The following is a 15,550-nucleotide window of genomic DNA, read 5'->3' as shown; positions in this document are numbered from 1 at the left end:
GGGTTTGGAATGAATGATACTGCTGAACAGACTAAGCCAGTTTTGTTAGGAAAGATTGATTTATCTAAAGCCGGGAGAAATTGCAAAATGTACCTTGGGGACTTAACAGGCAATGGAAGAAAGGATTTACTATTGGTTCAGCCGGATGGTGGTATTGATGATCGATATATACCTCACCAAGTAGAAGCAATGACTGCATTTGATATAGAAGGGAATCTTTTATGGCAAACAGGTACTCCTAGTGATGATCCAGGAGGTCCGGGGAGTGACTATCCAGTACAAATATATGATATTGATGGTGATGGTTATAATGAAGTTTTATGTGTAATGGATAAGGCATTTTTTATCATTGATGGGAAAACGGGAGAAGTGAAAAAGCAATACGAACTGCCAAATGAATTTGCTCATGACTGTATTGTTATAGCAAATCTGACAGGTAATTCCTATCCCCGGGATATTATTTTAAAAGATAGATACCATCAGCTATGGGCATTAAATCATAAGTTTGAATTGTTGTGGACCCATAAGGGAAATGTTGGTCATTTTCCATGGGTATTTGATTTTAATGGGGATGGTAGAGACGAAGTAATGGCAGGCTATGATTTCCTCAATGCTGATGGCCAACTGTTGTGGTCATGCAGTGAACTGGATGATCATGCTGATTGTATCTGGGTAGGGAAAGTACAGCAGCAAACGGAACACAACCAGCTTGTTATTGGCGGCAGCGTAACCGTCCTTTATGATTGGAAAGGAGAGGAAATTTGGCGTTACAATGGATCGATTGAATCCCAGCATGTTTGTTTAGGTAAGTTTAGAAGTGATTTGCCTGGACTTCAGATTGCTGGATTGGATCGCATCATACGCGGCACCAGCTATTCTGATGGAAGGGACGGAATTTTCCTTCTTGATGCGGATGGACAGGAGATATGGAAGGAGAATAGAGAGACAGGTGGCTGGCTTACCATTATAGATACGATTAGTGATTGGGATGACAGCGGTTTAGATTATATTCTCGCCTATCGACGTGGAGGGAATGTGCTGCCAACTATCTATGACGGTTATCAACAAGTTGTAGCAACGTTCCCGGTTGATGGATATGTTTCATTTGATGATCTAGTTGGAAGCGGGAGAAAACAAGTGATCGTTTATGATCAGACAACGGCCTATATTTATGCTAATGAATTTATTGATTTGTCTCAGAATAAGCTAACTGCACTGCCACAGGATAAGCGGTCCTATTCCGTTACACTGTATCCCGGAGGAGAATATGTGAAATAACGGTAAAGGACAAATAACATATTAGTTATAATAAAATCCGAACGATGACGTGAATTCTGTATATAGAATTCATTCCTCAGAACTATATCTTCCAATTTTACTGCGCATAATAGGGATACTGTGCAGTAAAGGTGTATTTATGCTGAGTGCCATACTTACGCTACAGCCGGCCACTTCGCTTTCACCCAAGGGCACAAGTGCAACATCTACTCAAGCAAAGATCACTTTCGTAGTGTTTTCTTTGCCGCGGGGCTCGTCTTCAGCTAACTTTGCAAAGAAGAACACTTTGCAAAGTGGATCTTCAGATCTCGCTGTCCCACAGGAGTTTGCGTGGCCGACCTCCGCTTTGGTGTTATTCCACAATGTTTGTGACAAAAAAACTGTTTGAATCACCCAGTGAAGATGTTGGATATCCTGTATTGAGTGAACATACGTTAAAATAAAAATTCCCATGAACAATTCAAGCATAGAATGTTCATGGGAATTTTATAATGTTTCTATAATTACAACTTCCTATAAAAATTGTAGAGTAATACTTCAGCGTAGTCCGATTGCGGAGACTCCTATGGGAACAGGACGAGCTGAAGATCCACTTGATGAAGTGGGTTTCTTCAGCAAGTTAGCTGAAGCCGTCCCCATGGTAAAGAAGACACTGCGAAAGCGCATTTTGCTTGAGTAGATGTCGCACTTATGCCCTTGGGTGAAAGCGAAGCAATCGGACGAAGCGGTGGTATTTCACTCTAAATATTTCAAAGTTACTCTCTTAGGTTTAATGCACAGTATCCCTATAATGTGCATTAACTTTTTTCTTTTATTCGTGTTTTGTGTGGGACATGATCGTCATGTCCCACTCTCCACTTTTTATACTTGGAATTTTTTCATCATTTCCTGTAGCTCTTCTGCAAGCTGTTTCAATTCATCAGAAGTTGTGACAAGTGTTTCACTTACTTTTAGCTGTTCCACTGTCGTAGCGGATACTTCTTCACTAATAGCAGAAGACTGTTCTGCAGTTGCACTTACCTGGTGAATAGTGGAAGTCAATACTTCCTGTGAATCTCTTAATTGCTGAATGGACTCGGAAACTTGCTGGATTTTGCCTGTAAATGTTCCCATACTTTCTCCAACACCGTTTAGCAGGCCTTGTGTTTCTTCTGCCTGTAAAACTTGGGCTTGAAACCTAGGATTAGCTTCTTCCAGAACGAGTAATGTGTCATTTACTTCACCGACAATCCCGTTTGTAATTTCTTCAACACGGTCAATAGACTGTTTCGACTGTTCAGAGAGTTTTCTAATTTCATCAGCAACCACAGCAAACCCTTTTCCTGCTTCCCCAGCTCTGGCAGCCTCAATTGCTGCATTTAATGATAATAAATTTGTTTGCTGAACAATATTTGTCAGCATAACCATAACGTCTGTAATTTGTTCCGTACTGGATTTTAATGTATCAACCTTTTCAACAAGTGCATTAGTCATCTGCTCGCCGTCTTTAGTTGTTTGAACGAGCTCATTCATTTTTTCTAAACCTTCATGACTTCTTTCCAGTACTCCTATTGCATGTGTTTCCATTTCCGTATTATTTTCAAATACTCTTTCTACCTCTTCATGAATGGTCAGTGCGAGTGTGTTCCCTCGTTCTGCTTCATCGGTTAAACCTGTAGCACCACTTGCGATTTCCTCAGAAGCTGCTGCTACTTCTTTTGCCGACTGGGACTGAGTTTGGGAAATATCGGTTAATTTTGTTACAGCATCAAGAACCATGTTTGCTGAATTGGTTGTCTGCTGCATCATTCCGGAAATATTCTCCAGCATTGTATTAAAGCTTTTTGCAAGTTCTCCAATTTCATCTTTTCTATGGATGTCAGCAGAACGTACAGTTAAATTACCTTCCTCCGCCTGTGACATTAAGCTGGATACTTTTGCTAACGGCCGAGCAACCGTTTTAACGATACCGTTTGCAATAAGGACCGAAATAATTAGAGAAAGTATAATAACAGCAGTTGTAACGAAAAAGATAATCCGTGTATCTTTTGTCAATTCCGACTCTGCCATTGAGCCGACAATAAACCAGTCAGTTACTTCAGATGGATTTTTTATTATTAACTGGCCATCTTCTTCTGTTAACCGGCTCTCAGAATCCGCTTCGATATCATAAGGATATGCTCCGGTAATCTCTTCCTTATCGAAAGAGAATACTATTTCATTTTCTTTATTCACAATATAAGCTGTACCATCTTCCCCAATCGTTACATCTTGTAATGCTTCTTCAAAAACTGCCGGCTCAAGTTCTACTAACATTAAATACATGTCACCGCCAATTCTGAGTTTTTGTGCAAAACTCACTGTAGGATCTTCACTTGTTGTAGATATACCGCCTGATAAACCTCCAATCCAGTAAGTGGAATCACTAGATTCCTGTGCAGCCTGATACCATTCACTTTCGAAAACTTTCTCTTCAGCAATGGTTTGCGATGAAGAGATCATCCGTTCTTTTTCTGTATGAATTAAATAAAGGTTAATATTCCCGTCAATCATTGTCACTTGAGTCAGGGCATCATCTACCGTACTTTTGAGAGTGAAATAATCAAAGTTATTTGTTTCTTCAAAAGTATTCAGTTCCATAATAGTGTTATTGAAATTAGGAGCCATCAGGATTTCTGTGACCCGGTCTCTATATTGCTGCATTAAGTAGTCTAATTTATCTCCTGATTGGACAATTGTTTGCTCAGTAGCGTCAGTTACTTTATTTTTAATAATATTATTTGAGATAGTATAAGACAGAACACCTACAATGATGACGCTTACTAATACAGTGAAAAGAATACTCAGCAGAATTCTTGTACTAATAGAATGTTTTTTAGAAACTGCAGACTGATAGGCCGTTTTGTCTTCTTTCTTTTTTCCAGCCTTTAAATTATGTATAGCACTTTGAATTCCTTTGAAATTGAGCTTCTTCTTTGGCGGTTTGATCTTTGTCTTTTTTTTGTTGTTAAAAAACTTCTTAGCCATGATAGACCTCCATTTATGTTTTTTCTGAAAAGGTTTTCATAAAATATTAGAACTATAGAATTATATTTTCCGTTTGACTAAATCAATTTATAAACTGAAATAGTAAAAATGGTCTGTATTTATAGTTCAAAATAATTATAACATGACTGATTCAAAATAACGATAGGTAATTTTAAAATTTTCTTAAATAAAAAAGTGAGAGGTATTTAGTCATAAATACCTCTCACTTAATCAGTTGCAATTGTCTCCGTCACAAAAACTTCCTTTTTTATGCGAAATATCCTGTAGTGGTTCTCTCATATCTTCGACAATCTTCTCCAATGCATTCATAAATGTTTCTATCGGCTGTGCACCAGATATCGCATATTTTCCGTTAAATACGAAAAATGGCACACCAGTTATTCCTAATTTCTGTGCTTCATCCTGATCAGTGTACACTTCGTCTGCAAACATTTTATCGTCATCGAGCACTTGCTTAACTTTTTCCTTGTCTAATCCCAACTTTCCGCATATCGTTATAAGCGTTTCTCTATCGCTTAGGTCAGCTGATAATGTGAAATACTGGTAAAGCATTTCATCAACAAACTCGGACTCTTTACCGGCAGATTTAGCAAACTTACTTAAGCGATGGGTATGAAAAGTATTTGTCGGTTTCATCGTATCAAAAACAAATTCCAGTCCAACTGATTTCGCCTGGTCGCCAACTTGCTGATTCATCTGTTTTGCTCTTTCCACACTCATATTGTACTTTTTCGCTAATGCGGCATGAATACTCTCACCGTTATAGGTTGGGGCATTAGGATCTAATTGAAAACTTTTGTAATGAAGCTCTACTTCAATTTCTTCTGGAAATCTCTCAATGGCTTGTTCTAAACGCCTTTTCCCTATATAACAAAATGGACATACAAAATCTGACCATATCTCTATCTTCATTTTCACACCTCACTTATTGATTACACCTATTCTTACATAAATAAGAATAGGTATAAAGTAATCTGCTTAAATGGAGGCAGGAAGAGAAGTGTCATTTTTTCTTGTCTGTATCATTCACTTCTTCGTAAACATCCTCTATAATTTCTTCCTTCATTTCTTCTTTCATTTCCTCATAAATTTTGTCTTTAAATTCATCATACAATTCTGTTTTCATATCATCATACAAGTCATTTTTTACTTCTTCATATACATCTTCTTTAATATCTTCAGTCAATTCCTCTTTAAATTCCCCTTTTACACGATTCACCCTTTTTCTCCGGTGTAACTTCCGGTCAATTTTCCAGTCTTTACTTAAAGTGATAATTACAGAAACAATCATTAAAATCATGACAATGGCAAATGGAAGGGCTGCTATGATTGATGCTGTTTGTAATGCGTCTAATCCACCACCGCCACTAAACAACAGCACACTTGCAGCACCGGCAATCAATAATCCCCATATTATTTTCACCATATTACCTGGTTCCAGGTCTCCATTTGAAGTCATTGATCCTAACACAAAAGAAGCGGAATCCGCTGAAGTAATAAAAAAGATCAGGATAAGAATGATCGCAAGTGTATTAGTAATAAAGCTTAGTGGCAATTCAGCTAACATTGCAAATAACGCCAATTCTACCTGTGAATTAATTAATTCTGCTAATCCTCCAGCACCATACATTTCTATATGAAGTCCTGTCCCGCCAAAGGTAGTGAACCAGATTATGGCTAAAAGCGACGGAACAATGAGAACACCTGCCATAAATTCCCTAATAGTGCGGCCTTTTGATATACGGGCAATAAATATCCCCATAAAAGGGGCCCAGGAAATATGCCATGCCCAAAAGAAAATCGTATTAGTTCCGAGCCATTCACTTTCAGAAAAAGGTGTTAATGTCAATGCCATTGGAATGATATTAGTAACATAGCCGCCAAGTGTTGTTACAAAATTCTCGGCAATAAATAAAGTTGGACCTACAATCAGCACAAATATTAACAGAAGTCCTGCGACAACTAAATTTATGTTACTTAGTATCTTAATCCCGCGATCAAGTCCTCTCACAGCAGAAAACATAAAAAGCACAGTTACCACTGCAATGATGATCATTTGTACCCATGGAGTATTAGGTATAGGAGTAATATGTGAAAGTCCGCCAGTTATTTGCATGGCACTTAACCCAAACGTTGTTGCGACCCCTGTACATGTTGCAATAACTGCTAATGTATCAATTGTTTTTCCTGCCCACCCATTTACACGGTCTCCTAAAATTGGATAAAAAGCAGAACTGATAAGTGCAGGTCGATCTTTTCTGTATTGGACATATGCTAGAGTCATCCCAACAATAGAAAATATTGCCCAGGGATGAAGTGCCCAGTGATAAGCTCCGTAACGTATACCTGCTAAGGCAGATTCCCGGGTAGCGGATTCATAGCCTAAAGGCGGATCCATATAGTAGAGAACAGGTTCAGCTACACCCCAAAATACAAAACCAACCCCGATACCTGCAGCGAATAACATGCCGATCCATGAAAACCAGGAATATTCCGGCTTATCATCAGGTTTTCCTAATCGTATCTTTCCATAAGGGCTTAATGCTAATACAATGACAAATGCTACAAACAAAGCGGTAATTAACATGTAAAACCAGCCGAAATTTGTAATCATCCATGACAATCCCGCACTTGCTGCTTCGTTTAAACTATTTGGAGAAATTGCACCCCATAGAACAAATAAAGTAACAGTTATAGTAGAAACAATAAAAACGATTCCAATTTTTCCTACATTATTATTCTTCATAAAAATGATGTTCCCCCTTTCAGTACATTCAATTCATTACTGCGTTGACGGACTTTCTTGTCCTGCTGATAAAAGTTTCACTTTGTTTACAAGTTAATAAGTGAAGTCTTTTTATTTATTCCCAAATTTATCTTGTATCAATCCACGAAAAGAAAATTTCAAACAGTTAGCTACTTTTTAATAAGCGTAATTGATTATAGATATGAAGATTCCTATCCAATAGCCAAAACACTTTTCACCTTAATGCATAAATTAATTGTAAATCCTTTTATTTATTTGAAGGAATTTATGAAATCAGAGGAGGTGTTCGTTATGTTACAAGAATTACAGTCTGTGATGCTCGAGGACTTCTATTATATTGTTCCGGCACTCTGGATAGTAGGATACGCTTGTAAAAGAACACCATACATTCCTGATTGGTTAATCGTTTGGGTCATGTTGGGATTCGGGATAGTCGCATCATGCAGTATTTTTGGGTGGAATTTTCGTGCAGCAATTGATGGTGTGGTTGCGGTTGGGATATCTGTGTTAAGTCATCAAATGGTTAAGCAGACATGGTGCAAAGATGAAAGCAAATAGAGGAGGTAAAAGGTGGCAGATTTTAAAGGATACCGTATAACTAGTTCTTATGGATTCAGGACACACCCGATACGGGGGACAAGAGAATTCCATGCCGGGATCGATTTAGTAAAACAGCACAGGGCACCAATTTATGCATTTACTTCAGGGATAGTCATTTATGCAGGTTTCGGGAATAATGGTACAGGCTTAGGCGGCTATGGGAATGTTGTATTAATGAAAGACAAGAATAACCGCGGCCAATTATACGCGCATCTTGATCGGGTAGCAGTTAGCAGGGGGCAGTCAGTTGGTAGGAATCAGATAATTGGTTATCAGGGAAGCACAGGAAATGTTACAGGTTCACACCTCCATTATGAAGTGCGGAAATTTTCGGAGACTGCTGCTCCCTATGGTTACCGCCCAAACAAGCAAACTTCTACATTGAATCCTGTCACATATCTAAGTCAGTTTGATACAACAGAAAGTGTTTCAAATTCTCTCATTTTGAAAAGAGGATCAAGGGGAAAGGAAGTATTACGACTGCAACAGGATCTTATTAAACTTGGTTATTCTCTTACCAAGTATGGAGCAGATGGAATATATGGAGATGAGACAGTATCAGCTGTAAAGAGATTTCAAAGAGATAAAGGTTTAGGGGTTGATGGGATAGTAGGACCTCGAACAAGAAATAGCTGGTTGGCAGCGATTCGTCTTATATCAAAGTATCCAGGAAAATACATTAAGAAAGGCAGCACTGGTGAGTTAGTCAAAATCATTCAAAGAAAACTGGCAATTAATGTTGATGGAATCTTCGGTCCTCAAACAGAACAAGCGGTAAAACAATTTCAGCGGAGGAACAGTCTGGGAGTAGATGGAATAGTCGGCTCTAAAACCTGGAGGGCAATGTTTTAACTGATTTAAGCGAATCCCGCTCTGTTTGTCGTTCTTTTAAAAAACATACCATCTGAAGAATAAGGCTTGTCACATGAAATGGTGATGAGTCTTTTTTGCATTTATACATTATTGTATATTTCTATAGTTATAAAAAAGCCGTTAACTGAAAGTAATATGGCGTAATAGAAAGAAAAAAGGCAGTGTTTGCGTTTTCATAAGACTTTGCCGTTTTGGCAAAATATGATATGATGCTATCCGTTCAGTTCGGAATTTTCTCTGAGGGGATCAGAGGAGCAAAAATAATAGGAAAGAGGTGCTTCATGAACGTAACAAAAATGAAAGAGGAATGGTTTGGTAATGTCAAAGGGGATATTTTAGCGGGGATAGTTGTGGCACTTGCACTAATTCCGGAAGCAATAGCTTTCTCTATCATTGCTCAGGTAGATCCAATGGTTGGGCTCTATGCTTCCTTTTGTATTGCTGTTGTCATTGCATTTGTTGGAGGCAGACCTGGAATGATATCTGCTGCAACAGGAGCCATGGCATTATTAATGGTTACATTGGTTGCAGATCATGGGCTGCAGTATCTATTAGCAGCAACTATTCTGACAGGGGTGCTGCAAATTCTGTTTGGAGTATTCAGACTGGCATCGGTGATGAAATTCGTACCACGCTCGGTTATGATCGGCTTCGTTAACGCATTGGCTATACTAATTTTCACGGCACAGCTTCCGCATTTTGAAGGTGAAGGTTGGATTATGTACGCTTTGGTTGCTTTAACATTAGCCATTATTTATCTATTTCCGATGGTCACAAAAGCAGTCCCTTCTACATTAGTTGCGATAATCGTAGTTACAGCAATCGCTGTGTATGCCGGGTTTGACATTCGCGCTGTAGGAGACTTAGGCAATCTTAGTTCAGATCTGCCGGTATTTTTAATTCCGGATATACCTCTGAATTTTGAAACATTGGCGATTATTTTTCCTTATTCCCTATCACTTGCTTTAGTAGGGTTGCTGGAATCTCTTCTTACAGCAAACATTGTGGATGATATGACAGATACTGAGAGTGACAAAAATAAAGAAAGCCGTGGACAAGGAATAGCAAATATCGTTGCAGGCTTTTTCGGCGGGATGGCAGGATGTGCGATGATCGGACAATCTGTTATTAATGTGAAATCTGGCGGACGAGGCAGGTTATCTGCCCTTGTTGCCGGCGGGTTCTTAATGATTTTAATTTTCGTACTTGGAAGTGTAGTTGTAAAGATACCAATGGCTGCTCTGGCTGGTGTCATGATTATGGTATCGATTAGTACATTTGATTGGTCTTCAGTAAAAAATTTGCATAAAATTCCGCGGACTGATGCCGCAGTAATGGTAACAACAGTGGTCACAGTTGTTGTTACACACAATTTATCTATCGGTGTTCTGGCAGGTGTACTGTTAAGTGCGATTTTCTTTGCAGCAAAAATTTCGAAAGTAAAAGTAACACAAATAGTAGCGGTTAATGGGAAGAAAAAAATATATAAAGTCGATGGACAAATTTTCTTTGCATCAGTCAGTGATCTTGTTTCCCAATTTACTTTCAATGAGGATGTTGAAGAAGTAGAAATTGATCTTACAAATGCCCATCTCTGGGATGACTCGGCAATCGGTGCGCTGGATAAAATAGAAATGAAATTTGAGCAAAATAATGTTACAGTTAAATATAAAGGATTAAATCGAGATAGTAAGAGTTTAAAAGATAAGATTGGCGGTTTATCGAAAGCATCGGGTCATTAATGTGAAGAGGTGAGAGGCATGTATAAAAAAATATTACTTGCAGCTGATGGTTCAGATCACTCTATAAGAGCTGCATCACATGCTATTAATCTGGCAAAATTGAATGATGGACAGATTGATGTGGTGTATGCAGTAGACGGAAAAACCTCCAAAGAGGATGTTCTCCATGGAATCGATAAATATGAAGTCAAAAAAGAACGAGAGACAAAGTTAAAACCTATTGTGGATTTGCTGGAAGAGAAGCATATAGCTTATACGACTAAATTTCTGCATGGGGAACCTGGACCTGCGATTGTTGAATATGCCAATAATGATAATTATGATTGTGTGGTTGTTGGCAGCAGAGGATTGAATAAGGTACAGACAATGATTCTCGGCAGTGTCAGTCACAAAATCGCAAAACGTGTCTTTTGCCCTGTACTCATTGTAAAGTGAAGTTATAAGATAATTAATCGAATAGTTATTAAGCATGAAACGTCTGGATAAGAATAACCAGGCGTTTTTTTTTTTTTATTACTTCATCTGATTATCCCCCCGCTCATTTACAAACGCAAATCGAAAAGTTTAAAATGAGGAGAGAATTAGTAAATAAAACAACTTATTTATATGTAATAACTCACTAAACTATTGTATAATATAATTAAATTAGATATTATTCGATCTATTTCGACAAATTATATTTTAAACATAGAGTGAAGCTTGTTTTAGAAAGAAGGTTATCATTTGGTTAAAGAGTTCGGGAGCTCATTCTTTGATATATTAACAGAAGGTTTATCAGATCAGGTTTATGCAGTCCGTCCAATCGGTGAAGGTCAATTTGTTTATGTCTTCTTTAATAAGGCAGCATGCAGAAAAACAGAATTGACAGAAGATGTAATAGGGAAAACCATTCAAGAGGCACTTGCGCAGGAGCACGCTGAACTTCTAACAGAAAAATATAACCAGGTGCTTGCAACAAAGAAAGTGGTTGTCTACAGAGATTCATACGAGAAAAATAAGGAAACTTTTCATTCTGAGACAACGCTAACCCCTTTATTTGATGAGAAAGATGGTATTTATTTAATTGTTGCTGCAGTAAAGGATGTAACAGATCAGTTAAAAGCAGAGCAGGAACTGAAGCAAATATGGACAGAATTATTTAAAAACAAGAAAAGGTACGAGTCTCTATTTAGAGATAACCCTGATGCGGTGTTGTCATGTGACTTATCTGGTTATATATTAAATTGCAACCCTCAAGTGACAGAGTTGATTGGTTATACATCCGTTGAGATAAAAGGGAGACCGGTATCCGAGCTGTTTGAAGAAGAGTCGCTGGAAAATTTCAGTGAAAATTATGAATGGGTTTTACATGGAGCATCTAAATTTGCCCGTTTATCATTAAAGCATAAGGAAGGTTATTTTATTCCTGTATCAGTAAAAATAAGTCCAATTATGATGAACCATGAAGTAGAGGGCATTTACGTCATTTTTCATGATTTGACTGACCAGATAGAATCTGAAAGAAAGTTATATGAGAGTGAAGAAAGGTTCCGTGTTATTGCAGAGAATGCCAATGACCTGATAACATTGCTGAACCACCAGGGGAAAATTTTGTATGCTTCCCCATCCTATAAACGAATTGTCGGGTTTACAGAAGAGGATTATGTTAATAAAATCTTCCTTTACCATATTCATCCAGATGACAGGGAAAGTTATAATGAAATTGTAACAACATCTATTAAAGACGGGAAACCTTTTACAATAGAGAACAGGCATCTTACAGAAAGCGGAGAGTATATTTGGCTTGAATCCAAAGGAACCCCTGTTTTTGATAAAAATAAACAGTTGAAGCATATGGTAGTGCTTTCCCGAGATATATCAGAACAGAAAAGCCAGCAGGAGAAACTGGAATATGATGCTCTGCATGATCATTTAACAGGGTTACCGAATCGCAGACTGCTTCGGAGCAAATTAAATGATGTGCTCCATAGTGATAATCATTTAGCTATTTTTATGCTTGATATCGACAATTTCAAGCATATTAATGACACATACGGCCACGATGCTGGCGATGCAGTGATCGTGGAATTTGGTATGAGAATACAATCAAGCTTAAATGATAAAGATACGGTTGCACGCATGGGCGGGGATGAATTTATTTTACTTATAGTAAACAGATCTGAACAGGAAGTAATACAGCTCGCAGAAGAAATAAAGAAGCAGATGCATCATGAATGGGACATTATTGCAGAGAACCTTAATGTGACGACAAGCATTGGAATAACATTTGTTGAAAACAATCGGGAAAGTGAGTTGCAATTAATGAAACAGGCAGATGTAGCTTTATACGAAGCAAAAAAGAAAGGGAAAGATGGATTTTGCATCTTCCATTCAGTGTAATTAAGGACCTAAGAAAGTGAACTTATCATTATACTATTTATGAGAATATGGTATGATAGTCAAAAGTCCTATACTTATTTTTTTTTCTTAGGGGTGAATTGATTGAAATATGCTTTGCGGATATCTATCTTATACACCGTTCTTGGTATTGTCTGGATTATATTTTCTGATATGTTAATAGAATATATGCACCTGGATAGTTTCTTTCAAACATATAAAGGTTTAATATATATGCTGCTAACAGGTATTCTTCTATTTTCCATGGTGAAAAAACTGACAGATCGTTATGAAAGAGAATTGTTAAAAAGAAAAAAAACAGAAGAACAGGTGACAGAGAAATTAGAAGAAAACAAGCGTTTTGGCGAACTTCTTGATTATATTAACTCAGGTTTAGTTATTTCAGATGCACTACAAAAAGAAAACCCCATTATTTATGTAAATAAAGGGTTTGAGAAACTGACTGGATATTCAAGAGAAGAGGCTGCTGGAAGAAGTCTCCTTTTTCTACAGGAAGAAGCGGCAAATGAGATAAGTATAGCGGAAATAAAAAATGCCATAGAGAAGAAAGAACCTTTACGAATAGAGACAGAAAATTATAAAAAGAACGGGCAGTTTTTCTGGAGCAGTTTAAAGATTTCACCGGTATTGGATGAAATCGGCCGGCTGACACATTATATTGCCATTCAGCATGATATTACTGAAGAGAAGAAACAGTCGATACTGATAGAAAATCAGTTTAAAATAGTAAAAGTACTATTAACCATGAAAAACCAGCAAAGTGCTTTTAAGGAGATCTGCCAAATCATTGAAAATCACATGGACTATCAATGTTTGATCTATAGATATGATCAGAAGAAAGAGCGTTTAATTGCATTGGCTTCCGCTTCTTTACCACAGGCATTCCTTGATGAAATAAGTGATTATCCCGTAAAGCCTGACGAAGGTGTTACAGGTGAAGCGATATTCAAACGGAGAACCATTATTATAGATAATGTAAAAGAAAAGCTGCAAAGCGGGAAGTTCAGGAGGATTGCGGATACTTTTAACATCCAGTCCATTTGGTCTACACCGATTATTACAGCAGATGGCAAAATCCTTGGTGCGTTGACTATGTACAAAAAGTTGCCATATCACCCATCTAAAAGTGAACTTCAGACATTGGAAACATATGCTTATATTATCAGTTTAGTAATGGAGAATCTTGAGTATGAGAAACAATTACATGAAAGTGAACAGCGCTACCGGTTAATTGCAGAAAATGTAACTGATATTATTTGTTTATTGGATGAAAACAATAGAATCATATATATTTCACCGGCAGTCCAGCAGCTGATAGGGAAAAATGATCTGGATCTTGTATGGGATAAGATTCTTTCAAGGAAAATGATTAATCGTATAACTAGATTTATTAGTTATTTAATACAGGTCGATGATGCGGAAACCGCCGAAATTGAAGTGATGGATACAAATGGCGAAATTCACTGGCTGGACTTAAAAGGGAAGAAAATAAATGATAAAGACGGACGTGACAATATTCTTATTGTAGCACGGGATATTACTGCCAGGAAACAATATCAGCAGTCACTTGATAATATTTTATATATCGACTCATTAACACAATTACCGAACAGATATAAATTGAGAAAAGATCTGGAAGAATATGTTCAGTCAGACCAGTCATTTTATTTAGTGATTCTTGATTTTGATCATTTGAAAAAAATTAGCCGGTCATATGAATTGGAAATATGGGATAACAGTCTTCTGAAGATGAAGAAATTGATAATAGACCTTTTTGAACCTGTTTACCTTTCTCGAAGTGGTGAGGATGAATTTTGTTTTATACCAGCGGCAGATACTAAAGCCTCCTTACAGGAATTATTGGAGCAATTTTTCCGCAAACTGCAGAAGCCTTGGAAATTTGGGCAACAGGAGTTAATTCTCACTCCTAGTATTGGGATCATTGCTCATAATAAACAGACAGCTGACAGGATGATAGCACAGGCACAGGATGCGCTGCAGCAAGCAAGACATTCGGGGGCAGATTTCTTATTTTTTCAGGACACTAACAATGACAGCAGACTGGACAGGTATGCACTAATTAGAAAGAACCTGTTTATGGCACTGGATCGTGATGAATTAGAGGTAGTCTATCAGCCAAAAGTAGACACGAAAAATCAAAAAGTAATTGGATTTGAAGCATTGGTGCGTTGGCAGAACAATCAATTAGGTAATGTTCCCCCAGGAGAATTTATTCCTATTGCTGAAGAAACCGGCTGGATTATACCGATCGGGGAGTATGTAATCGGTCAGGTAATTAAAGATGTTCTTCATTGGGAAGGGACGGGCTCTCCTTTTCACGTAGCGGTAAATATATCTTATAAACAATTAATGGAAGCTGATTTTGTGAAAAAAATAAAGCAAGCATTGAATGAGTCGAATTGCCCAGGAAACAGGCTAAGTTTTGAAATTACTGAGAGTCTGCTTGTTGAGGATATTGACTTATCGATCGGTGTATTGAAGCAGCTGCATGAGCTGGGAATACAAATAGAGGTAGATGACTTCGGTGTAGGATATTCTTCCCTTTCTTATTTGCGGAAATTCCCTCTGGACGTTCTGAAGATTGACCGCTCATTCGTTCAAAATATTCATAAAGATTCAAAAGAGCTGGCAATCGTCCAGGCGATAATGGAAATGAGCAGAGCGCTTGGATTAGAAGTGATTGCGGAAGGCGTGGAAAATAAAAAACAAATCCAGTTATTACAGGCTCTAGGCTGTACAGTATATCAGGGATACTGGTTCAGCAAGCCATTAAAGAAGAAAGACATTGACCAGATTCTGCCCGCAATACGATACAAACTGCTAGAGGTTTCGGAGACAAACTGAC

10 protein-coding genes are annotated in these 15,550 nt (G+C 37.7%); 7 read left to right on the top strand and 3 right to left on the bottom strand.

Annotated features, from left to right (window positions below; translation table 11 throughout):
* The first annotated feature begins 9 nt into the window (after positions 1-9).
* Entirely contained in the window at positions 10-1,278 is a 1,269-nt protein-coding gene (locus BMW36_RS06115) for a PQQ-binding-like beta-propeller repeat protein (protein WP_089739979.1), read from the top strand.
* An 861-nt stretch (positions 1,279-2,139) separates the two neighbouring features.
* Here BMW36_RS06115 and BMW36_RS06105 read toward each other — a convergent pair.
* From BMW36_RS06105 to BMW36_RS06095, 3 genes are all read right to left on the bottom strand, one after another.
* Positions 2,140-4,284 carry a methyl-accepting chemotaxis protein gene (locus BMW36_RS06105; RefSeq protein ID WP_089739977.1) on the bottom strand — a complete coding sequence of 715 codons (2,145 nt, stop codon included), beginning with the start codon at positions 4,282-4,284 and terminating at the stop codon, positions 2,140-2,142.
* Positions 4,285-4,515: 231 nt separating this feature from the next.
* Positions 4,516-5,217 (bottom strand): DsbA family oxidoreductase, encoded by a 702-nt coding sequence (locus BMW36_RS06100; RefSeq protein WP_089739976.1) that lies wholly within the window; start codon positions 5,215-5,217, stop codon positions 4,516-4,518.
* 91 nt (positions 5,218-5,308) lie between these two features.
* Positions 5,309-7,051, bottom strand: a complete 1,743-nt coding sequence (locus BMW36_RS06095; protein WP_089739975.1) for a BCCT family transporter — start codon at positions 7,049-7,051, stop codon at positions 5,309-5,311.
* Positions 7,052-7,363: 312 nt separating this feature from the next.
* On the opposite strand from BMW36_RS06095, the gene BMW36_RS06090 reads away from it, so the two are divergent.
* The 6 genes from BMW36_RS06090 (at position 7,364) to BMW36_RS06065 (ending at position 15,549) form a co-directional block, all read left to right on the top strand.
* The gene (locus BMW36_RS06090) at positions 7,364-7,630 is read left to right on the top strand and encodes a phage holin family protein (protein ID WP_089739974.1); all 267 of its coding nucleotides are present in this window, start codon (positions 7,364-7,366) and stop codon (positions 7,628-7,630) included.
* A 12-nt stretch (positions 7,631-7,642) separates the two neighbouring features.
* Positions 7,643-8,524 (top strand): peptidoglycan-binding protein, encoded by an 882-nt coding sequence (locus BMW36_RS06085; RefSeq protein ID WP_089739973.1) that lies wholly within the window; start codon positions 7,643-7,645, stop codon positions 8,522-8,524.
* A gap of 302 nt (positions 8,525-8,826) precedes the next feature.
* On the top strand, positions 8,827-10,287 hold the full coding sequence (locus tag BMW36_RS06080) for a SulP family inorganic anion transporter (protein WP_089739972.1): 1,461 nt from the start codon (positions 8,827-8,829) through the stop codon (positions 10,285-10,287).
* 18 nt (positions 10,288-10,305) lie between these two features.
* A complete protein-coding gene (locus tag BMW36_RS06075) occupies positions 10,306-10,722 on the top strand; it encodes a universal stress protein (RefSeq protein WP_089739971.1) in 417 nt (138 codons plus the stop codon).
* Between the two features lie 288 nt (positions 10,723-11,010).
* Positions 11,011-12,666 (top strand): PAS domain S-box protein, encoded by a 1,656-nt coding sequence (locus BMW36_RS06070; RefSeq protein WP_089739970.1) that lies wholly within the window; start codon positions 11,011-11,013, stop codon positions 12,664-12,666.
* Between the two features lie 102 nt (positions 12,667-12,768).
* Positions 12,769-15,549: an EAL domain-containing protein gene (locus BMW36_RS06065; RefSeq protein ID WP_089739969.1), complete on the top strand. Its 2,781-nt coding sequence runs from the start codon at positions 12,769-12,771 to the stop codon at positions 15,547-15,549.
* Position 15,550: the final 1 nt, after the last annotated feature.

It is taken from the genome of Gracilibacillus ureilyticus (assembly GCF_900111195.1).
GTDB lineage: Bacteria > Bacillota > Bacilli > Bacillales > Amphibacillaceae > Gracilibacillus > Gracilibacillus ureilyticus.
The sequence above is the reverse complement of the archived record's forward strand: the minus strand, read 5'-3'. Positions and strand labels throughout refer to the sequence as shown.

Excerpts from the sequence above, each read along its gene's own strand:
- BMW36_RS06115 (WP_089739979.1), top strand. The coding sequence starts at position 10 with ATGAATGATACTGCTGAACAGACTAAGCCAGTTTTGTTAGGAAAGATT.
- BMW36_RS06105 (WP_089739977.1), bottom strand. The coding sequence starts at position 4,284 with ATGGCTAAGAAGTTTTTTAACAACAAAAAAAAGACAAAGATCAAACCG.
- BMW36_RS06100 (WP_089739976.1), bottom strand. The coding sequence starts at position 5,217 with ATGAAGATAGAGATATGGTCAGATTTTGTATGTCCATTTTGTTATATA.
- BMW36_RS06095 (WP_089739975.1), bottom strand. The coding sequence starts at position 7,051 with ATGAAGAATAATAATGTAGGAAAAATTGGAATCGTTTTTATTGTTTCT.
- BMW36_RS06090 (WP_089739974.1), top strand. The coding sequence starts at position 7,364 with ATGTTACAAGAATTACAGTCTGTGATGCTCGAGGACTTCTATTATATT.
- BMW36_RS06080 (WP_089739972.1), top strand. The coding sequence starts at position 8,827 with ATGAACGTAACAAAAATGAAAGAGGAATGGTTTGGTAATGTCAAAGGG.
- BMW36_RS06075 (WP_089739971.1), top strand. The coding sequence starts at position 10,306 with ATGTATAAAAAAATATTACTTGCAGCTGATGGTTCAGATCACTCTATA.